Here is a 21393-nt window from a genome sequence, read left to right on the forward strand (position 1 = left end):
ACCGCCGGAGGACAGCCGGCGCCTGAGGAACGACCTCCCCATGGACCGGAGCCGGTGGGGTGGGATGCGGCCGCATCCCACCCCACCGGCTCCCGCACGTCCCCCGCTTCATTCCTCCGGCCCCCGCATGAGGAACGCACAGTGGCCGATGCGGTGCGAACCTGGCCTGTCGCGATCTCCCGCTGTTAGCGTCTCCATCGCCCGCTGAATTGCGGACGCAAGGCCGGAAAGCATTTCCTTCGACGGAGGGGGCGTACGCCATGTCCAACGCGTTCGAGGACGACAGCAGGGAATACCTCGCGCTGTGCAACGACGAGGAGCAGTATTCGCTCTGGCCGCACGGAACCGCCGTACCCGAAGGCTGGCGCGTGGTGTACGGACCCGAGCCCCGGGAAAAGGTCGTCGGTCATATCGACCGGGTCTGGACGGACATGCGCCCGAAAAGCCTGCGACACGTGCAGGCCGAGCACGAGGACGTGCCGGCCTGATCGGTCGTAGAAAAGCGCACCTGGTACGGATGTCAATGAAAAAGGGTTCTGGGGGATACCTGTGACGACAGATGTGAAAAGCCGGGTCAAATTCGTCCGATGGCCCGCCGAGCGCGACATGCGCGAGCAGTGCAAGGTCAGGGGGCACCTCTGTCTGCTCGTGGTCGAGCACGGCGCGCCGCCGCCGGACCAGCTGAGCTTCTACGAGGACTGGGTGCGCCCCCCGATCGTGCAGGAGGATCTCCAGGCCCGGGTGCGTCAGCTGGCGGCCCGGGCCGTTCTCAAGTCGCAGCCGGTCCTCGACCCGGCGGGCATCCTCTACTTCAAGGACCTGTCCGTCACCCTCTCCCTGACCCAGTGCGAGATGCTGGCGCCGCTGGTCGCCCGGTACTGCCAGATCATCTACCGGACGGAACTGCGCGAGATCCTGGAACACTCCGGTTCCAGCTCGTCCAGCAACGCGCTGGACCTGCACGTGATGCGGCTGCGCCGGCGCCTCCAGCTGGTGGGCCTCGCGGTGCGCAACGTATGGGGGCGCGGATTCGTCCTGGAACCGGTCTAGGGCCGGGTGCCGGCCCGGTCCGGGCGGGTCAGGACGTGGCGACGGTGAGTCCGACGTGCGCCTGGCTGCGCAGCTCGCGGAGTTCCGCGAAGGGGAGACGACATCGGCTCAGCAGGTACTCGGCGCCCGAGGTGCCACCGGTCCCGGCATGGCTGCCCATGATCTTGGTGACCAGGCCGACATGACCGACCTGCCATCGGAAGTAGCCGTTCCCCAGTTCCAGCAGAGCCTCGATGATCCGGTAGTACACGCCCGCCTCGACGCCGGACCGCGCGAGGTCGGCCACCGAGTGACCCGACCTGGCGACCCACGCGGCGAACGACTCGTAGAGCGGACCGTCCTGCTTCGAGTGGCCGATGAGCTTCGCCAGCCGGTGGAACTGCTCCGACTGCGCGCCGCTCGCCGTCCCCAGGGCCTCCCGGAACAGGGCGAAGTCGGTCAGCGGCAGCCGGTCGAGAGCGACCAGCTGGGTGTGCAGCACATGGACGAGGCCGGCGGAACGGTGCAGGAGATCGACGATCCACTCCGCGTCGGAGGTGTCGTCGGTCGTCGTGAACACATCGATGACGGCTTCCAGGTCGGCGATCGTCTGCCGGAGCCACAGCTCGCTCGCCTGGTGCGCGACGATGAAGAACTGTTCGGACAGAACAGTGGACTTCAGGGCCGCGGAACCGGCGGTGCGGGGCTTCTGGAGGGACAGCAGGGTATCCAGTTCAAGGTAGTCCTGATAGGTCACGTCATCGGTCACTTTGATTCCCTCTCTCCGTGACGAACTCGTACCGTGTGCGCCTTCGGTCAGCACGGTCGGGCAACTGGGCAGCGTTGCCCGGCACCTCGTCATTATGTGGCGGCCCGAGGGCCCGCGGGGTCCGAGGAAAGAGTTCTTTCACGGCTTGTCCGGGCGGCATGGCGCCATGTCATCGTGGGGCCGTCCATCGTGCTCGACTCTCTGTCGGAGGCGGAGCGGAGTTGAATACTGTTTCGGAGCATTTCGAATCCGTGGTTGCAAGGTCGAGTGACGCTCCAGCTGTGATTTTCGGAGATTCCGTCGTCGACTACGCGGAGTTGAACGCGAGGGCGAACCGGCTCGCCAGACGCCTGGTGGCGGCGGGCGTGGGACCGGACTCCCTGGTCGCGATCGCCGTGCCACGCTCGCCCCGCCTGATCGTGGCGGTGCTCGCCGTCCTGAAGGCCGGCGGCGCGTATCTGCCGCTGGACCCGACCTATCCGGCCGAGCGGCTCGCGCACATGGTCGTCGACGCCCGTCCCGTCCTGCTGCTGCGGACGGAGAGCGTCAGCTCCCTGGAGCTCGGTGTGCGCGAAGTCGTCCTGGACGAACCCTCCTTCGAGGCCGACTGCGCTGGGGAGGCCGCCGACGACATCACCCAGGACGAGCGCCTGGCGCCGCTGACCCCGGCCCATCTGATGTACGTCATCTACACCTCCGGGTCGACCGGCGTGCCCAAGGGCGTCGCGGTCGCCCACACGGGCGTGGACGACCTCGTCACCACCCAGGCCCGGCTGTACGGCGTCGGCGCCGGCGACCGGATCCTGCAATGGGCGTCGTTCAGCTTCGACGCCTGGTTCTGGGACTTGACGCTCGCCCTGCTGCAGGGCGCCGCCCTCGTCATGGCCGAGCAGCACGAGCTGATGCCGGGCGAGTCGCTGCGCGAGACCATGCTCAGGCACGAGGTGAACCACGCGGTGCTGCCGCCGGTGGCCCTCGGGATCACCGACAGCGAGGGGCTGCTGGTCGACGGCACGATCACCTCCACCGGCGACGTCTGTACCAGGGCCCTGGCCGAGGAGTGGTCCAAGGGCCGGGGCCTCTACAACGCGTACGGTCCGACCGAGGTGACCGTCGGCGCCTCGATCGGCGGGCCGATCGAGGGCCTCCAGGACGAGGTGACCGTCGGCACCCCGTGGGACGGCGGCGCGGTCTACGTCCTCGACGACAGCCTCCAGGACCTCCACGACGGCCGGGAGGGCGAGCTGTTCCTGGCCGGATCGGGAGTCGCCCGCGGTTATCTGAACCGTCCGGGCCTGACCGCGAGCCGGTTCGTCGCCGACCCCTTCGGTCCTCCCGGAAGCCGGATGTACCGCTCGGGCGACAGCGGACGGCGCGGACCCGACGGGCAGTTCTACTTCACCGGCCGCGTCGACCACCAGGTCAAGGTCCGCGGCTTCCGCATCGAACTCGGCGAGATCGAGGCCCGTCTGGAAGCACATCCGGCGGTGGAGATCGCCGTGGCGGCCGTCGGCGGGGAGGACGTCTCGACCGAGCACATCGTCGCCTACGTCAAGACCTCGGCGCGTCACGAGGTCTCCGCGACGGAGCTCCGCGAGCACACGCGCCGCGCGCTTCCCGAGCACATGGTGCCGTCGAACGTCGAGACGCTCGACCTCTTCCCCACGCTCCTGAACGGGAAGCTCGACCGGAAGGCGCTCGCCGAGCGGGCACGGCGCTCCACGGCCGGCGCGGCCGCCGGAGCCTCTCCCGCCACCACCGGCCCGGAGACCGCGCGGACCGGCGACGAGCCCGTGCTCGCCATGGTGCGGGAGACGCTGAAGGTCGGCGCGGCCCGCCCCGAGGACAACTTCTTCGACCTGGGCGGTCACTCGGTGCTCGCCGCGAAGCTGGCCAGCCGCATCCGCAAGGAGCTCGGTGTGATCGTGCCGATGCGGGCCATCTTCGAGGCCAAGACCCTGGGCGAGCTGGCCCGGATCGTGGCGGAGGCCAAGGGTGCCGACGAGGCCAGGCCTTCCTGACGCCACCGCCGGGCCGAACGTTCCTCCGTCCCCGGAGACCAGCAGTGCAGCAAGACGCCGGAGCCGACAGTGTGCAAGGGAGCTTGGAATGTCATCGGACAGTGCGGACCTCGGCGCGGGGGCTCCTGTCGCCACGGTGACCGGGACGGATCGCGACACCCTGCGCGGCATGGTGTCCGAGCTGCTCGGCATCGAACTGACCCCAGCGGACGACGACAGCAGCCTTTTCGAACTCGGCCTGCAGTCCCTGGAGATGATGCGTCTCGCCGGGCGGCTCAGCCGGGCCGGTACGGAGATCACGTTCACGCAGCTCTCCGACGATCCCCGGCTGCTTGCCTGGTTCGACCTGCTCGCCCCCGGCACCGGGGCCGCGCCGGCCGCTGCGTCGCCGGCCCCCGCCCCCGCGCCGGCCGCTGCGTCGCCGGCCCCCGCCCCCGCGCCTGCCTCCGTCCCTGAGCACGACGACCCCGGTGACCGGCCCTTCTCGCTCACGGCGGTGCAGCAGGCGTATCTGATCGGCCGCGCCGACGACCAGCCGCTCGGCGGCGTCAGCTGCCACGCCTACCTGGAGTTCGACGCCCCGCAGGTGGACGCCGAGCGCCTGGAGAACGCCGTACTGTCGCTGATCGAGCGCCACCCCATGCTGCGCGCGTCGTTCGCCGGCGACGCCACGCAGCGCATCGAGCGGGAGTCCCCGTGGCCGGGCGTGACCGTCCAGGACGTGCGCGAACTCGACGAGGAGGCGGCGGCGGCCGCGGCACTGGCCCTGCGTGACCGGCTGTCGCACCGACGCCTGCGGGTCGACCTGGGCGAGGTCATGGACGTCCATCTGACCCGGCTGCCCGGCGGGGTGGACCGGATCCACTTCAACGTCGACCTGCTCGCCGCCGACCTGGCCAGCATCCGGGTGCTCCTCACCGACCTGGCCGCCCTCTACGACGACCCCGACGGCCTCGACCCCCTCACCTACACCTTTGGCCGGTACCTCGCCGACCAGGAGCGGCTGCGCTCCGCGGAACGGGAACGGGCCCGCGCGTACTGGCAGGAGCGGCTGCCCTCGCTGCCGGGCGGTCCGAGGCTGCCCCAGGCGGTCGACGCCGAGGCGGTCGCCGTACCGAGGTTCGTCCGGCGCTCCCGCGCGCTCACGGCCGAGGAGTGGCGCCGCATGGAGCGCCGGGCGGGCGAAGCCGGCCTGACGCCCTCGGTGGTCCTGGCCACGGCCTTCGCGATGGTCCTGGGACGGTGGAGCGGGGACGACCGATTCCTGATGAACCTGCCGCTCTTCCACCGCGACCTCGACGCCCACCCGGAGATCGACCGGATCGTCGCCGACTTCACGGGCCTGGTGCTCGTCGAGACCGACCTCACCGGTGAGAGCTTCGCCGACTGCGCCCGCACCCTGCAGAAGCGGATGCACGAGGACATCGGCCACGCTGCCTACTCCGGCGTCGACGTCCTGCGCGACCTCGTCCGCACCGATCCCGACGCGCCGCGCACGGCGCCGGTCGTCTTCGCGTGCGACCTCTCCGCGCCGCTCGTGCCGGACGCCTTCGAGGCCCGCTTCGGCGAGGCCACGTGGATGATCTCCCAGACCCCGCAGATCTGGCTCGACCACCAGACCTACCGCACCCGCGACGGCGGGGTGCTCCTGGTGTGGGACGCCGTCGACGAACTCTTCCCGGACGGTGTCCTCGACGCGATGCTCTCCGCCTACGACGAGCTGGTCCGCGGCCTGCTCGCCGGCGGCTGGGACACCACGCTGCCGGAGATCCCCCTGCCCGCCGCGCAGCGGCGTCAGCGGGAGCTGGTCAACGCGGCGACCCGCCCACTGAGCGAGAACCTCCTGCACTCCGCCTTCTTCGCGGGGGCCGCCGAACGCGCCGGACGCCCCGCCCTGTTGTGGGGCGACGCGGACGGGATGACCCACGACGAGCTGGCCCGGCGCGCCCTGGGTGTCGCGGGCGCGCTGCGGCGGCGTGGCGTCGGCCCCGGCTCGTACGTCGCCGTGGTCGCCCCGAAGGGACCGCAGCAGATCGCGGCGGTCCTCGGCGTCCTCGCCGCCGGTGCCGCGTACGTGCCCATCGGCGTGGACCAGCCCGCGGAGCGTCGCACCCGCATCCTCGGACTCAGCGGCGCCCGGGTCATCCTCGACGGCAGCGGAGCCCTGGACCCGGCCGACACCGGTGCCGAAGTGCTGTCGATCGACGACGCGATGCTCGCGTCGCCGCTCGACGCGCCGGTGGGCGCCGACCCCGACGACACCGCCTACGTCATCTTCACCTCCGGCTCCACGGGCCTGCCCAAGGGCGTGGAGGTCAGCCACCGTGCGGCGGTCAACACGGTCGAGGACGTCAACGAGCGGTTCCACGTCGGCGCCGACGACCGCGTCCTCGCGGTGTCCGCCCTGGACTTCGACCTCTCGGTCTGGGACGTCTTCGGATTCCTCGGGGTGGGCGGCGCCGCCGTCCTGGTCCCGGAATCCGGCCGGCGCGACGCCAACGAGTGGCTCGCCCTCTGCCGCCGGCACGGGGTGACCGTCTGGAACACCGTCCCGGCGCTGCTCGACATGCTCCTGACCGCGGCCGACGGCGCCCCGCTGCCGGAGACGATGCGTCAGGCCCTGCTCTCCGGTGACTGGATCGGGCTCGACCTGCCCGAGCGGCTGGCCACCGCGTCGGGCGGCCGGTGCCGGCTGGTCGCGCTCGGCGGCGCCACGGAGGCGGCGATCTGGTCGAACGCCTACGAGGTCACGACGGTGCCGGACGGCTGGCGGTCGATCCCGTACGGAAAGCCGCTGCGGAACCAGAAGTTCCGAGTGGTGGACGGCCGTGGCCGGGACTGCCCCGACTGGGTCCCCGGCGAGCTGTGGATCGGCGGCAGCGGTGTCGCCCTCGGCTACCGGGGCGATCCGGAGCTGACCGCGGCACGCTTTCCCGTGGTGGACGGCGAGCGCTGGTACCGCACCGGTGACCTCGGCCGCTACCGGCCGGACGGCAACCTGGAGTTCCTGGGGCGTCTCGACCACCAGGTGAAGATCAACGGGTTCCGCGTCGAACTGGGCGAGATCGAGACCTGCCTCCAGGCCCATCCCACGGTCGCCCAGGCCGTCGCCGTCCCGTTCCTCGACGGACGCCGCGAACTGGTCGCCGCCGTGGTCGAGCGGACGGCGGCCCCGGAGCGGAGCACCGAGGAGACCGGCCGCGACGGCGAGGGTGCGGACGATGCGTTCCTGCCGGCCACGACCGACGCCGTGGACGAGGCGTTCCTGCCGCCCGCGACCGACCCCGCGGCCGAGCACCCCCTGCGCGTTCACGAGCACCGGCTCGTGGAGGCCCTGCTCGCCGGCGTCGTCGCGCCCCTGACCGGGCCCGGCGAGGCGGCACGCATCGCCTCCGTCCACGCCCAGCAGCGTCCGGTCGTGGACATCTGGCGGGAGTACCTGACACAGCGCTCCGTCCTGGTGCGCCGCGCCGACGCGACCTACGAGCGCGGCCCCCGCTGGGGCGAGGTCACGGACGCGCTCCGGGTCAAGCAGGCGCGCGAAGCCACCCACGGCACGCACCTCGAACCCGTCGCGACCGCACTGGAATGGGCCGGGCCGCTCCTCGCGGCCATAGTCTCCGGGGACGCCGACGCCGTCGCGCTCCTCGACGACCCGGTCCTCGCTCCGGAGGCCCTGGGCGGTCTGATGCCGGGTGCGGCCGAGTGCCTCGCCGACATCGCCCGCGACCTCCGCTCCCACGCCACCGACGCGCCGGCCGCCGTCGCCGAGTGGGACGCGGGCGCCGGCCTGGGCGCCGCGCGGCTCCTCGCCGGGCTCGACGCGGACGTGGCCGAGTACACCCTGCTCGGCTCCTCCAAGCCGGCGCTGGCCAAGGCCGAGGCGCTGCTGAGCGGGCAGGGACGGCAGGTGCGGACCGCCGTGCAGGGCGCGGCGGCGATCGCGGGGCAGCACGTCCACGCGTACGACGCCGTCGTCGCCGACAACGTGCTGCACCGGATGGCGGACCCGGAGGCGGCCGTGGCCACCATGGCCCTGCTGCTCGCGCCCGGCGGACGGCTCTACCTGTGCGAGCGCGCCTACCCGACGCCGCTCGCCCTCGTCGCCGCCCTGCCGCTGGAGGCACGCGCGGGACGGTTCGAGGAGGGCCGACCGCGGAGCGCCTGGCTGTACGGCCCCGAGCGGTGGGCCCGGGCCTGCGCCGCGGCCGGGCTCGGCGACGTCCGCGTCGTGCGGGCGGAGGCCACCGGGGAGATCCTGCTCAGCGCCGACCGGCCCGCGGCGGCCGGAGGGATCGACGTGGAGCAGGTGCGCGCCTGGGCGGCGGACCGGCTGCCCGACCACATGGTGCCCGCCCATCTCGTCGTCCTGCCCGACCTGCCGCTCAGCGCCAACGGAAAGGTCGACCGGCGACGGATCCACACCGTCCTGGAGCACTCCGTCGAACGGGCCCGGGACGTGGGTGATCCGCCGCGCGGCGACACCGAGCTGTTCGTCGCCGAACGGTGGACGAAGCTTCTCGGCGCGGATTCGGTCGGCCGGGACGAGAACTTCTTCCTGCTCGGCGGCGACAGCCTGCTCGCGACCCGCTTCGTCGCGGAGATCCGGGAGGCGCGGGGCGTCGAACTGCCCATGCGCGAGGTGATGCGCACCCCGACGGTCGCGGGGCTGAGCGCGCTGATCGACCAGCTGGCCGTCGCCGACGGCGAGCGGCCGGCCGACGGCCGGTACGACACCGACGACTGCGAAGAGGGTGCGGTGTGAACGCCGACGAACTGCTCGACGCGTTTCGCGCCGCGGGTGTCCGCCTCTGGCGGGACGGGGACCAGCTGCGCTTCCGCGCCCCCCGCGGCGCCATGACCGACCAGCGCCTCGCCGAGCTGCGCAGCCGCAAGGCGGAGCTGCTGGCCATCGTGCCCGACAGCGCGGAGCCGCCGCGGGCGGGCCACGGCGACGCCCCGGTGTGGGAGGACCGGCCCGAGGAGCGGGAAGATCCCTTTCCGCTGACGGACATCCAGTCGGCGTACCTCTTCGGCCGCAGCGCGGCCTTCGACTACGGCGGCGTCTCCTGCCACATCTACCTGGAGTTCGCCTACCCGGCCGACCTGGACCCGGACCGGTTCCGGCGGGCGTGGGACGGCCTCGTCCGCCGCCACGACACCCTGCGGACGGTCATCCACGAGGACGGCACCCAGCGTGTCCTGTCCGAGCCGGCCGGGACCGCCGTCGAGGTCGCCGATCTGCGCGGGGCGCCCGACGACACCGTCGACAAGGCGATCGCCGGAGTGCGCGACGAGCTGTCGCACCGGGTGCATCCCACGGGTGTCCGCCCGATGTACGAACTGCGCCTGACCCTGGCCGCCGACCGCAGCGTGCTGCACGTATCGGTGGACTTCATGGCCCTGGACTGGATCAGCCTGCAGCAGGTGCTGTCCGAGCTGGACCACCGCTACGCGCGGCCGGACTGCGAACTGCCGCCGGTGGACGCCACCTTCCGGGACTACGTGCTGTCCGAGCGCCGCCTGCGCGACACCGAGCGGTACGCACGCGACCGCGCGTACTGGTCGCAGCGCATCGACGAGCTGCCCGGCGCCCCGGTGCTGCCCCTGCGCGACGACCACGACCCGGCCACGACACCGCCCCGCTTCCGCCGTCTGACCGCGACGCTGGAGAGCCGGGTATGGCAGTCGCTGAAGGCGCGCGCCACCGAGCGCGGCATCACCCCGGCCAACGCGGTGCTCGCGGCGTACGCCGAGACCATCGGCCGCTGGAGCAGCGTCGAGCGCTTCTGTCTGGGGCTCCCCGTGCTCAACCGGATGCCGCTGCACCCGCACGTGGACCGGCTGCTGGGGGACTTCACCTCGCTCAGCCTGCTCGCGGTGGAGAACGAGGGCCGGACGAGCCTGACCGAGCGGGCCCGCGCCCTGGGCGAGCGGGTCTTCGACGACCTCGACCACCGGCTGTACAGCGGTGTGGAGGTGCTGCGCGAACTCGCCCGGCGCCGTGGCCGTGACGCGGCGGTGCTCCCCGTCGTCTTCACCGGAAGCATCGGGGTCGGGAGCCCGCCGGCCTCGCCGGCCGGTCGCGATCCCCGGCCGGTGTACGGCATCAGCCAGACCCCGCAGGTCTGGATCGACTGCCAGGTCGGCGACCCCTTCGGCGGCCGCCTGGACATGAACTGGGACGTCCGGGAAGGCGTCTTCCCCGACGGCCTCGTCGAGGACATGTTCGCCGCCTTCGAAGGGCTCCTGCGCCGGCTGGCCGAGCAGGACGCGCCCTGGGGTGCGGTGGATCCGCAGCCGCTGCCCGACCGGCAGCGCGCCCTGCGGAGCACGGTCAACGCCACGGAGGCGCCGGCGCCCGAGTGCCTGCTCCACGAGCCGCTCGTCGCCTACGCCCGCACGCACCCCGACCGGATCGCGGTCGTCGACGGCGGCGGATCGCTCACCTACGGCCAGTGGCTCGGGCGCGCCGCCGGAGTGGCCGAACGCCTGCGGGCCGCGGGGTGTCGTCCCGGCGACTTCGTCGGCGTGCTCATCGACAAGTGCCGGGACCAGGCCGTCGGCGTGCTCGGGATCCTCCTCGCGGGCGGCGTGTACGTCCCTGTCGACCTCGGGCAGCCCGCGAGCCGCCGTGACGGGATCCTCACCGCCGGCGGCACACGGTTCGCCGTCGTCGCGGGCGCCGCGACCGGCGCGCTGCCGCCCGGCGTCGAGGGCGTGGACGTGACCGGTGTGCGCGAGGTGCCGCCGGCCGAGGTGCCCGACGACCGCACAGTGGCGCCCGGGGACCTCGCGTACGTCATGCACACCTCCGGCTCCACCGGCCTGCCCAAGGGGGTGATGATCACTCACCTCGCCGCCGCCAACACCGTGCACGACATCAACCGGCGCTTCGGTGTCGACGGCTCCGACCGGGTCCTGGGGCTCGCGGCCCTGAGCTTCGACCTCTCGGTGTACGACCTGTTCGGCCCGACGGCCGTCGGAGCCACCCTCGTCCTGCCGGATCCGGCCCGGCGCGGCGACCCCTCGCACTGGGCGCGGTCGGTCGCCGAGCACGGGGTCACGCTCTGGAACTCGGTCCCCGCACAGTTGCAGATGCTGATGCACTACCTGGACGTCGAACCCACAGAACTCGGCTCCCTGCGGCTCGCGTTGCTGTCGGGCGACTGGATCCCGCTCTCGCTGCCCGGCCATGCCGGACGGCATCTGCCCGGGACCGAGCTGGTCAGCCTGGGCGGCGCGACGGAGGCGGCGATCTGGTCGATCCACCACCGGATCACGACCGTCGCCCCGCACTGGCGCAGCATTCCGTACGGAACCCCGCTGGCGAACCAGCGCTTCCACGTGCTCGACGCCGCGCTGCGCGACCGGCCCGACCTGGTCACCGGTGAGCTGTTCATCGCGGGCACCGGTCTGGCGCAGGGATACCTCGGCGACCCCGAGCGGACCGGCGAGCGCTTCTTCGCGCACCCGGAGACGGGGGAGCGGCTCTACCGGACCGGCGACCTCGGCCGCTACCTGCCGGACGGCGAGATCGAGTTCCTCGGCCGCGCCGACCACCAGGTCAAGATCCGTGGTCACCGGATCGAGCTCGGCGAGATCGAGGCGGTGCTCGGGGAGCACCCGAGGGTCGGCACGTGTGTGGTGCTGGCCGCGGGCAGCGACGCCTTCGAGCGGGCGCTGATGGCGTTCGTCATCCCCACGCAGGGGCCCGGGCCCGTCGACCCCGCGGAGCTCGTCGGCTGGGTGGCCGCCCGGCTGCCGGGGCACATGGTTCCCGCACGGGTGCGCGTCGTCGACGGGCTGCCCCTGACCCCGAACGGAAAGGTCGACCGCAAGCGGCTCCTGGAGTCGGCGCCCGCGTCCACGCCCGGTGCGCGCGCCGAGCGGTCCGAACCGCCGCGGCCGGGCCTCGAAGGCCGGATCGCCGAGCTGTGGGTGGAGGTCCTCGGAGGCGATCTGCCCGGCCGCGACCTGGGATTCTTCGACGCGGGCGGCAACTCGCTGCTGGCGGCGCAGTTCGTCGGCCGGGTCCGCGAGCGCGTCCCCGAGGCCGACCGGGCCCCCTTCGACGTGCTGCTGCGCGTCCTCCTGGACACCCCGACGGTCGCCGGCCTCGCCCGGTGGCTGGAGACCGCCGGGACGCCGGAGCCGGCCGTGGAGGCGACCGGGGCCCGTCGCTCCTCCCTGGTGCCGCTGGGCGGCCCCGGTGACGGACCGGTCCGCCTGCTCGTGCACGACGGAACGGGCACGCTGACCCCGTACCGCGCGCTGATCGACGAACTCGCCGTGGACGGCACACTGGTGGGGCTCGTGCCCCCCGCGGACGAGCCCGCCGTCGACGTCCCGGACCTCGTCGAGGAACTGGCCGTCGGCTACGCCCGCGAGGTGCGGACCGCCGGGCACGAGGAGGTCGAGATCATCGGCCTCGGTCTCGGCGGCCCGATCGCGCTGGAGCTGGCCCGCGCCCTGAGCGAGGCCGACGTGACGGTGCGCCGGCTGACCGTCGTCCCCGGCCACCGTGTTCCGTACCTGCCGCAGGACGACCTCCTCGTGGACTACGCCTTCATCCGGGCGACGGGCGCGGATCCGGGCGCCCTCGGCTGGCCCGCGGACGAGGCGGCGGTGGGCCGGGCGATCGCCGCCGCGGCGACCGGCTCGCCGGCCGCCGTGACCGAGGGCGCCCTCGGCCGGCTGACGGGCGACCAGGAGCTGGTGGAGATCGCCGAACGGTTCCGTGCCCTCGGGCAGCGGGACGTGGCCGAGCGACGGACGGAGCTGTTCCGCGCCCTCGCCGGATCGGACCCGGCCCTGGCAGACCCAGGCCGGCTCGCGGCGATGCACGCCGTGTTCGCGCGGATGGTCGAGGCGGCGGCCCGCTACGAACCGGAGCTGTACGCGGGAGACCTGACGCTGCTGTGTCCTGCCGCGCACGCGCCCCTCCTCCCCGGCCCGCAGGACGACGCGGCCGGCTTCTGGAGCGGGGCGTGCCTGGGCGACGTGAGCGTGATCGAGGTCCCGGGCGACCGCTCCGGCGCCCTCCGGCCGCCGCATGTCGCGGAACTCGCGGACACGATGGCGGCGCGAGAGGCGGAGCGCCGATGACGCGGGCGACGACGGGGCCGCTGCGGGTCGTGGTCTGCGGCACGCGCTTCGGTCAGGTCTACCTCTCGGCCCTCGCCCACGCGGCGCCGGACCGCTTCCGGCTCGCGGGCATCGTGGCGCGTGGCAGCGAGCGGTCGGTGGCCCTCGCCAAGGAGTACGGCGTCCCGCTGTACGGCGCCGTCGAGGAGCTCCCCGACGACGTCGACGCGGCCTGCGTCGTGGTGTCGACCGCGGTCGCCGGCGGACGGGGCGCCGAGCTCTCCCGCGCACTGCTCGACCGCGGGGTCCACGTCCTCCAGGAACACCCCCTGCACCCGGACGAGTTGGCGGTGTGCCTGCGGGCGGCGCGCAAGGCGGGCGTCCAGTACATGGTGAACACCTTCTATCCCCATGTGGAGCCCGTCCGGCGGTTCATCGCGTCCGCGCGCCGCCTGGTCAGGCTGCGCAGGCCGGTGTTCGTCGACGCCATGTGCGCGGTCCAGGTCTCGTTCGACCTGCTCGACGTCCTGGCCGAGATCTTCGACGGGCTGCGGCCGTGGTCCGTCTCCGCGGTCGGAGCGCCCGCCGGCCGCCCCCTGACCAGTCTCGACGGGCAGATCGCCGGAGTGCCGCTGACGCTGCGCGTCGAGAACCGGATGCAAGCGGGGGACGACAGCACCAGTCTGCTGCTGCACCGGATCACCGTCGGCACCGACGCGGGCAACCTGATGCTGGCCAACACCCACGGCCCGGTCATCTGGAGTCCGGTGCTGCGTACGCTCTCCGGCTCGACGGGGGAGCGCCTTCCCGGCCGGGACGACCCGGAGGAGCTGTGGCCGGACGGTCTCGCCGTCACCGGCGACTACGTGGGGCCTGCCGGGACGCCCACCTGGAGGGCGGCGATGCACGACATGTGGGGTGACGGGGTGCTGACCGCCCTGGAGGTGCTGCGCGGGCGGATCGACGCCGACGCCGACCCGTTGCGGGGCGGCCAGCGTCATCTCGCCGTCGCCCGAACCTGGCAGGAACTGACGGAGGTTCTGGGTTATCCGGAGGTGGCGACCCCTGAACCCGGAGGCCCGTTGACGGCCGCGGATCTCTAGGCCGAAGCCGTGCTGCTCACCGTGGCCGCTCGCGCTACAGTGATATCGGAACGCGTTTCAAAACACAATGAGGAGTCCAATGAACGCGATTGACTCTGCTGCGGTGAGCGAGCGGTCCGCGCCGTTATCGGATGCCGGTTCAGGGGCACAGCAGAGTATGGGACGGCTCGTGCGCCCCCATATCTGGAGTTTCGCGACCGTCGTCGTCCTGCAGGTGATCGGCGCCCTCGCGGGCCTGGCGCCGCTGCTCGCGGTCGTGGAGCTGGGGCGCACCCTGCTGGAGCCCGGACCGGTCGACCGCGACCACGCGTGGACGGTGGTGATCGTCGGCGCGGTCGGCCTCTTCGTACGGCTGGTGTTCACCGCCGCGTCGTCCGGCATCGGCCATGTCCTGGACGGCAAAGTTCAGTTGACGTTCCGTCGGCAACTCGCCGCGCAGCTGGGACGCGTGCCGATCGGCTGGTTCTCGCGACGCCGGACCGGTGAACTGGCCAAGGTGGTCGGGGAGGACGTCGGTGCCGTGCACCCGTTCATCGCCCACACTCCTGGCGAACTGGTGTCCGCATTCGTCGTCCCGCTGGCCTCCCTGGTCTACCTGTTCACCATCGACTGGCAGCTCACACTGATCACCCTGATCCCCGTCTTCCTCGCCATCGCGCTGGTCCCCCTGATGATGACGCCCACCCGGGTGCGGGAGCAGGAGGAGTTCGACGGCGCCATGGCGCAGATCTCCAGCTCCGTCATCGAGTTCGTCCAGGGCATCGCGGTGGTCAAGGCCTTCGGCGGCTCACAGCGCGCCCACCGGAAGTTCCTCACCTCCGCGGACGCCTTCGTCGACACCTTCAACCGGTGGGTGCACGGCATCTCCAAGATCGCCGCCGGGATGCAGCTCGTCCTGTCACCGCCCTTCGTCCTGCTGGTCGTGCTGATCGGCGGAACGATCCGCATCACCGGCGGCGACCTCGCCCCCGCCGACCTGCTGCCCTTCCTGCTGCTCGGTCTCGGCCTGACCGCCCCGGTCGCTGCCCTCGGCCACGGCTTCGACGAGATGCAGACCGCCGGCCGCGCCCTCGGCCGGATCAAGGACGTGCTGTCGGTGGAGGCACTGCCGGAGCCGGCCCACCCGGTCCTGCCCCAGGGGCACCGCGTCGAGCTCCGCGACGTCCGATTCGGTTACGAGGAGGACCGCGAGGTGCTCCGCGGGATCGACCTCGTGCTGGAGCCGGGCACGGTCACCGCCGTCGTCGGGCCGTCCGGAAGCGGCAAGTCCACCCTGGTCCAGCTGCTGCCGCGGTTCTTCGACCCGAGCCACGGCTCGGTCGTCCTCGGGGGCGTGGACCTGCGCGAACTCGGCAGCCGGGAGCTCTACCAGACGGTCTCCTTCGTCTTCCAGGACGTCCGGCTGCTGCGCGCGTCGATCGCCGACAACATCGCGCTCGCCGTCCCGCACGCCGAGCGCGAGGACGTCGTGCGCGCGGCCCGGCTGGCGAACATCCACGACCGCATCCTCGAACTGCCCCGCGGATACGAATCGGTGATCGGCGAGGACGCCGGACTCTCCGGCGGCGAGTCCCAGCGGATCGCCGTCGCCCGCGCCCTGCTCGCCGACACACCCGTCCTGGTGCTCGACGAGGCGACCGCCTTCGCCGACCCGCAGACCGAACAGGCCGTACGCGCCGCACTCGGGACTCTGGAGGGCGAGCGGACCGTCCTGGTCATCGCCCACCGCCTGGAGACGATCGCCGACGCCGACACGGTGGTGATGCTGGAGGAGGGCCGGATCGTCGAGCGCGGCAGGCCCGCCGAACTCCTCTCCGCCGGAGGAAAGTTCGCCGCCTTCTGGCAGTCCCACCCATCGGTCGCCGATGACACCGAAGCCGACGGTCGCGCACCGCGAGGAGACGAGTCCCGATGATCCGAATGCTGTTGCGCGTGCTGGGGCGCGAGTACGCCCAGCCCCTGCGGCGCACCGTGACGCTGATGACGCTGACCTCGATCGTCGAGGGCCTGTCGTACGGACTGGTCGTCCCCGTCCTGAAGGAGCTGTTCGGGGACACCCCCGAGGACGCGTGGCCCTGGCTGACCGCCTTCGGCATCACGATCGCGGTCTACGCCGCGCTGCGCTACATCAGCGACCTGTCCGGCTTCCACGTCGGCACCGCGCTGCTCCGCGGCATGTACCACCGCCTCGGCGACCATCTGGCCCGGCTGCCCATCGGCTGGTACAGCGGGAGCCGTCTCGGCGAGGTCTCCGTCCTGGCCAGCCGCGGAGTCCTCGACGCGATGAGCGTCATCGCCCACCTGCTGGCCCCCTTCATCGCCGCCTCCGTCACCCCGCTGACCATCGTCGCGGTCATGCTCGCCTACAGCTGGCAGCTCGGCCTCGCCGCGCTCGTCGGCGTGCCGATCGTGGCGGCGATCCAGATATGGACCGCACGCTCCTCCGCCGCCGAGGACGTCGAGCGGGAGGAGCGCGACCACGAGGCCACCGGCCGGGTCATCGAGTTCCTCCAGGCCCAGCCGGTGCTGCGCGCCGGCGGCCGGACCACCGAACGCTTCCGGCTCCTCGACGACGCGCTGCGGGACGTCGAGCGCGCCTCCCGCCGCTCCACCTTCACGGCGCTGCCCGGAGCCGTGGGGCTGACGCTCACCGTCCAGGCCCTCTTCACCGCCGTCCTGGTGCTCGGGGTCTACCTCGCCCTCGACGGGGACATCGGCGTGGCCGAGATCCTCACGATCCTGGTCCTCGCGGCGCGCTGCGCCGACCCGCTGCTGTCGCTGACGGACATCGGCGGCAAGCTGCGCGGTGCCCGGTCCGTCCTGGCGAGGCTCGACACCGTCCTGCGCACCGAGCCGCTGCCCGAGCCCGCCGAACCGATCCTGCCGGAGCGCCACGACCTGGAGTTCGACTCCGTCGTCTTCCGGCGCGGCGACCGCACGGTGATCGACGGCGCCTCGCTCTCCGTACCGCAGGGCCGGCGCCTGGCCGTCGTCGGACCGTCCGGAGCCGGCAAGAGCACGCTGCTGCAGCTGCTCGCCCGGTTCTACGACGTGGACGCGGGCGTGGTGCGCGTGGGCGGCGTCGACGTACGGGACGTCGACCCCGAGGTCCTGATGGCGCAGATCTCCATCGTCTTCCAGAACGTCTACCTCTTCGACGGCACCATCGAGGAGAACGTCCGCCTCGGCCGGCCCGACGCCACCGACGCCGAGGTACGGGCGGCGGCCACGGCGGCCCGGCTCGACGAGGTCATCGAGCGGCTGCCCGACGGCTGGGCGGCCGACGTCGGCGAGGGCGGCGCGCTGCTCTCGGGCGGCGAGCGCCAGCGCGTCTCGATCGCCCGCGCGCTCCTCAAGAACGCGCCCATCGTCCTACTCGACGAGGTCACCTCCGCCCTCGACCCGGTGAACGAGGTGGCCGTCCACGAGGGCATCGAGCGGCTGATGGCCGGGCGCACGGTGGTGATGGTCGCGCACCGGATGCGGACCGTGCAGCGCGCCGACCGGGTGGTCTTCCTGGACGACGGACACGTCGTCGAAGAAGGGACGCACGACGAGCTGCTCAGCCGCGGCGGCCGCTACGCGAACTTCTGGAACATCTCCATGGCACCGGTAGCGAGGGACTGAACCGACATGTTCGATCCAGCGACGCACGACCGTCACCTCGGCGCGTTCCGCCGCCTCACACCGCGGCCGTACGCCCGGGCCCGGGTGCTGCTCTTCCCCCACGGCGGAGGCAGCGCGAGCTACTACCGCGCGTGGGCCGCGGCGGCGCCGTGGGACGTCGAGTTCCTCGCCGCGCAGTACGCCGGCCGGGAGGACCGGTACTCCGAACCGATACCGGCGGACCTGCACGGCGTGGCCGAGGCACTCGCGGCCGATCTGACGGCCGACGGCCCCCGGCTTCCGACGGTCCTGTTCGGTCACAGCATGGGCGCCGTCGTCGCCTACGAGGTCGCCCTCCGCCTCGCGGCGGCCGGCGAACCCCCCACGCGGCTCATCGTGTCGGGGCACCCCGCCCCGGCGCTGACCCGGCGCGGCCGGGTCCATCTCGGCACCGACGAGGAACTCGTCGAGGAGCTGCGACGCACCGACGCGACGCACCGCGACATCCTCGACAACGCCGAACTCGTCCAGGCCTTCCTGCCCGTCATCCGGGCCGACTACCGGCTGAGCGAGACCTACCGGCCGGTTCCCAGCCTCGCGCTGCGCTGCCCGGTCGACGTGCTGTACGGCGACGCCGACCCGGAGATCCACGACTGGGAGGCCGAGGGATGGCGTGAGGTGACCGACGGAGGCTGCGCACTGCGCACCTTCGAGGGCGGTCACTTCTATCTGGAGGACCACCGCGACACGGTCGTCGAACTCCTGACGGCGCAGGCACGGGCGGCCTCCGAGGAGTCGGCCGTCCCGTGGCCCTCCGCGCCCTGACGGCGACGACCGGCGCCTGAGCCGCCGTCCGGCCACGGCCGGACGGCGGCTCACCCCCCCTTCCCGACCGAGACGAGGACAGGACACCGTGACCGCCGACGCCGCCGATCACCGGATAGATGTCCGGATGAGCCCCAAGAACCTGATCGACATCGGAGTCTTCAGCGCCCTCTACATCGTGACGGTGGGCGTGTTCAATCTGCTCGAGTTCATCAGCCCGGTGATGACCCTGGTGACGAGCGCGGTCAGCATCGTCGCGGCCGGAGTGCCGTTCATGCTCTTCCTCACCCGGGTCAGGCACGCCGGCATGGTCACCGTGCTGGCCGTCATCGTCACCGGGTTCATGCTGCTGATCGGCAGCCCGCCCGTCACCCTGCTCGTCGGGGTGGTGGCGGCCCTGGTCGCCGAGGTGCTGCTCTGGGCGGGCCGGTACCGCTCGCGGTATCTCGCGGTGCTCGGCTACGCCGTGTTCAGCACCTGGTTCGCCGGGCTGTTCCTGCCCATGCTCTACGCCCGGGAGGACTTCCTCTCCAGCCCGTACATGGAGGCGATGGACGCCGGCTACGTGGCACGGCTCGACGACCTGCTGTCACCGGCCGTGCTGATCGCCTTCGACGTGTCCACGCTGGTGTTCGGCCTGATCGGCGGGGCGCTGGGGCTGCGGCTCCTGGACAAGCACTTCCGCAGAGCCGGGCTGGCGTGAGCGCGGCCTCCGCGCGGCCGGGCCACCCCACCCTGCCCGGAACCGTCTCTGCCGCACCGGAGAGGACGGCCGTACGGCGGTCGCTCGACCCGCGTACCGCCGTCGCGATCCTGCTGGCCGCGAGCATCACGATCATGGCGCCCGGCGGTATGTGGTTCGTTCCGGCGACGCTGGCCGCCGGAGTGCTGCTCGCGCTCTCCGAGCGGGCCTGGAGACGCGCGATCGGACTCCCGGCGGCCGCCGCCGCGGCCGCCGCGGTGGCCTATCTCCTCCCGCTCGCCGCGGCGTGGCCGCTGCTCGGCCTGATCGGGGTCATGGGCGAGTTCACGCTTCGTCTGGTGGCCGTGGGCGGCATCGCCGCCCACCTGGTCAGGACCATCCCGCCGACCCGGTTCACGGCCGCCCTGCGGGCCATGCGGGTGCCGGAGGCGTTCACCGTCTCCGGGGCGGTCATGCTGCGGTTCGTCCCCACCATCGTCGCCGAGGCGCGCGCCGTGCGCGACGCCATGCGGCTGCGCGGGCTCGGCGGAGTGACCGGCATGCTGCGCCACCCCCTGCTCAGCATCGAGTACTTCACGGTGCCCCTCATCGCGTCGAGCCTGCGCTCGGCGGAGGACCTCTCGGCGTCGGCGCTGCTGCGCGGGCTGGGGTCGCAGCCCTGGCCGACGGCGATGCACCCGCCGCGGTTCGGGCCCGCCGACGCGGTCGCCGTCCTCGCCGTGGCGCTGCTTACGGCGGCCACGCTCTGGTGGAGGTCCACACGGTGATCGAGCTCAGCCACGTCCGGTGGACGTACGAGGGCGGCGACTCCGCCGTGCTCGACGGTCTCGACCTGCGCATCCGGCGCGGTGAGACCGTGGTGGTGTGCGGACCGAGCGGCTCGGGCAAGAGCTCGGCCCTGCGGCTGATGAACGGGCTCGCCCCGCACTTCCACGACGGCGTCCTCGAGGGCGAGATCCGCGTCGACGGCGCACCGATCACGGACCTCGCCCAGGTGGGGCGGGTGACGGGCACCGTCCTGCAACAGCCCCGACGGCAGTTCTTCACCGACGCCGTGGACACCGAACTGGCCTTCGCCCTCGAGAACTTCGGGACGCCGCCCCCACGGATGCGCGAACGGGTCGCCCGGGTCGTCGCCGAATTCGGCCTGGGCGGGCTCGGCGGCAGGCTGCGGGAGCTGTCGGGCGGCCAGCAGCAGCGGGTGGCGTGCGCGGCGGCCGTGACCCACGGACCGCCGGTGCTGCTGCTCGACGAGCCGACCTCCAACCTCTCTCCCGAGGCCATCGCGGACCTCACCGCGATCCTGGGACATCTCAGGGACCGGGGCACCACCCTCGTCATCGCCGAGCACCGGCTCCACTACCTCCGCGACCTGGCCGACCGGATCGTCGTCCTCCGACACGGACGCGTCCGGAGGGAATGGACGAGGGCCGAATTCCCCCGACTGACCGACGAGATGCTGCGCGCCGAGGGCCTGCGCAGCCTCCACACTCCTGTACGACCCCGGTCGCTCCGGACGTACGCGCACGGTCCGAGCGTCGAGCCGGGTGAGCCGTCGGCGGCTCCCGGAGACGGCCCGGGGGAGGACCCCGAGCACGACGCCGTCGCGACGGCGACCGGACCGCACGGACCGGCCGGCGGTCTGACGCTGCGCGGCGTCCGGTGCGCGTTCCTCGGACGGCCCGTGCTCGACATCGCCGAAGCCCATCTGCCCCGCGGCGCCGTCACCGCCGTCACCGGCGCGAACGGCACGGGGAAGACCACGCTGGCCCGGATCCTCGCCGGGCTGCAGCGCCACGCCGGCCAGGTGCTTCTCGACGGTCGCCCACTGTCCCGCTCGCAGCGGCAGCGCGAGGCCGTCATCGTCATGCAGGACGTGGAGCGCCAGCTCTTCACCGACAGCGTCGCGGCCGAACTGCGCCTCGGCGCCCTCCCGGAGCGGGCGGAACAGGCCGCCGCCGTACTCGCCGACCTCGACCTGGACGCCTTCGGCGACCGGCACCCGCTCTCGCTCTCCGGTGGCCAGCAGCAGCGCCTGGTCGTCGCCACGGCGCGGCTGAGCGGACGCCGGATCGTCGTCTTCGACGAGCCCAGTTCCGGTGTCGACCGCCGCCATCTGAGATCGATGACGGCCGCGATGCGCGAGGTCGCCCAGGAGGGTGCCGTGGTCGTCCTCATCAGCCACGACGCCGATCTCCTCGACCTCGCGGCGGACCGGGAACTGCGCCTCCGTACCGTCGCCTGACCACT

General features: G+C 72.6%; 13 protein-coding genes. 12 read left to right on the top strand and 1 reads right to left on the bottom strand.

Going from position 1 to position 21393, the window contains the following annotated elements; genetic code table 11:
• Positions 1-260: 260 nt before the first annotated feature.
• A complete protein-coding gene (locus ACZ3IJ_RS34915; RefSeq protein ID WP_352191733.1) occupies positions 261-488 on the top strand; it encodes an MbtH family protein in 228 nt (75 codons plus the stop codon).
• A gap of 118 nt (positions 489-606) precedes the next feature.
• Positions 607-1050, top strand: a complete 444-nt coding sequence (locus ACZ3IJ_RS34920) for a helix-turn-helix domain-containing protein (protein WP_352191734.1) — start codon at positions 607-609, stop codon at positions 1048-1050.
• A 28-nt stretch (positions 1051-1078) separates the two neighbouring features.
• Here ACZ3IJ_RS34920 and ACZ3IJ_RS34925 read toward each other — a convergent pair whose 3' ends face one another.
• On the bottom strand, positions 1079-1798 hold the full coding sequence (locus ACZ3IJ_RS34925) for a tryptophan 2,3-dioxygenase family protein (RefSeq protein ID WP_467475033.1): 720 nt from the start codon (positions 1796-1798) through the stop codon (positions 1079-1081).
• Between the two features lie 251 nt (positions 1799-2049).
• Here ACZ3IJ_RS34925 and ACZ3IJ_RS34930 point away from each other — a divergent pair, with 251 nt between their 5' ends.
• The 10 genes from ACZ3IJ_RS34930 (at position 2050) to ACZ3IJ_RS34975 (ending at position 21388) form a co-directional block, all read left to right on the top strand.
• Positions 2050-3819 carry a non-ribosomal peptide synthetase gene (locus ACZ3IJ_RS34930; protein ID WP_467475035.1) on the top strand — a complete coding sequence of 590 codons (1770 nt, stop codon included), beginning with the start codon at positions 2050-2052 and terminating at the stop codon, positions 3817-3819.
• Positions 3820-3907: 88 nt separating this feature from the next.
• Positions 3908-8584, top strand: a complete 4677-nt coding sequence (locus ACZ3IJ_RS34935) for a non-ribosomal peptide synthetase (protein ID WP_467475037.1) — start codon at positions 3908-3910, stop codon at positions 8582-8584.
• Complete coding sequence (locus ACZ3IJ_RS34940) at positions 8581-12927, top strand: non-ribosomal peptide synthetase (RefSeq protein ID WP_467475039.1); 4347 nt, start codon at positions 8581-8583, stop codon at positions 12925-12927. The genes ACZ3IJ_RS34935 and ACZ3IJ_RS34940 overlap by 4 nt, the downstream gene beginning before the upstream one ends.
• Positions 12924-14009 carry a Gfo/Idh/MocA family oxidoreductase gene (locus ACZ3IJ_RS34945; protein ID WP_467475042.1) on the top strand — a complete coding sequence of 362 codons (1086 nt, stop codon included), beginning with the start codon at positions 12924-12926 and terminating at the stop codon, positions 14007-14009. Before ACZ3IJ_RS34940 ends, ACZ3IJ_RS34945 begins: the two co-directional genes overlap by 4 nt.
• A 157-nt stretch (positions 14010-14166) precedes the next feature.
• Positions 14167-15924, top strand: coding sequence for an ABC transporter ATP-binding protein (locus ACZ3IJ_RS34950; protein WP_467475044.1), 1758 nt, complete (start codon positions 14167-14169; stop codon positions 15922-15924).
• Complete coding sequence (locus ACZ3IJ_RS34955) at positions 15921-17636, top strand: ABC transporter ATP-binding protein (RefSeq protein ID WP_467475046.1); 1716 nt, start codon at positions 15921-15923, stop codon at positions 17634-17636. The genes ACZ3IJ_RS34950 and ACZ3IJ_RS34955 overlap by 4 nt, the downstream gene beginning before the upstream one ends.
• A gap of 6 nt (positions 17637-17642) precedes the next feature.
• Positions 17643-18440, top strand: coding sequence for a thioesterase II family protein (locus ACZ3IJ_RS34960; protein ID WP_467475048.1), 798 nt, complete (start codon positions 17643-17645; stop codon positions 18438-18440).
• 88 nt (positions 18441-18528) lie between these two features.
• On the top strand, positions 18529-19143 hold the full coding sequence (locus tag ACZ3IJ_RS34965) for an MptD family putative ECF transporter S component (RefSeq protein WP_467475050.1): 615 nt from the start codon (positions 18529-18531) through the stop codon (positions 19141-19143).
• Complete coding sequence (locus ACZ3IJ_RS34970) at positions 19140-19910, top strand: energy-coupling factor transporter transmembrane component T family protein (RefSeq protein ID WP_467475052.1); 771 nt, start codon at positions 19140-19142, stop codon at positions 19908-19910. Before ACZ3IJ_RS34965 ends, ACZ3IJ_RS34970 begins: the two co-directional genes overlap by 4 nt.
• Positions 19907-21388: an ABC transporter ATP-binding protein gene (locus tag ACZ3IJ_RS34975; RefSeq protein ID WP_467475054.1), complete on the top strand. Its 1482-nt coding sequence runs from the start codon at positions 19907-19909 to the stop codon at positions 21386-21388. The genes ACZ3IJ_RS34970 and ACZ3IJ_RS34975 overlap by 4 nt, the downstream gene beginning before the upstream one ends.
• Positions 21389-21393 lie beyond the last annotated feature (5 nt).

The organism is Streptomyces sp. NPDC013317 (assembly GCF_055563155.1).